The sequence below is a fragment of the Telluria sp. AZSoR62 genome (assembly GCF_058111565.1).
This window is the reverse complement of the sequence record NZ_JBYTST010000154.1, coordinates 1-357: the sequence shown is the minus strand read 5'-3', so window position 1 is coordinate 357 and position 357 is coordinate 1. Positions and strand designations below refer to the sequence as shown.

Below are 357 nucleotides of genomic sequence, written 5' to 3'. Positions count from 1 at the left end.
CGGCCCCCAACACCACCAAACGTCTCCTTCATACGTTTGATGTCGATCATGTCCTCAAAACCGGGCTTACCCCCCGTTTTGTACTGTTCGAGAAACAGCGAAAGGTTTTTTGTCGCAGGGTTATGAGGTTGTGTCTTTTTGAGCCGCGTCTCGAGCTCCTGGATTGCCTTGTGATTCATCAACAGAATGGTGAAGTCGATGAAGTTGTAGGCAAGGCCCGCGGCTTGTAATGCAGCGACGATGGTCGTTATGCCTTGGTTGGCAGACTGTTTGTAGTGATCCGCACCCGGGTTATTTTCAGTGGAGGGGATGATCGAAAGAATTCGTGACGCAACCTCGTCTGGATCCCCCCGGAGA

The 357-nt window shown here is 51.8% G+C and carries 1 pseudogene; it reads right to left on the bottom strand.

Annotated features, from left to right (window positions below):
* Positions 1-357 (bottom strand): annotated as a pseudogene (locus AC3XQU_RS23310) (conjugal transfer protein TraG); the annotation flags it as partial.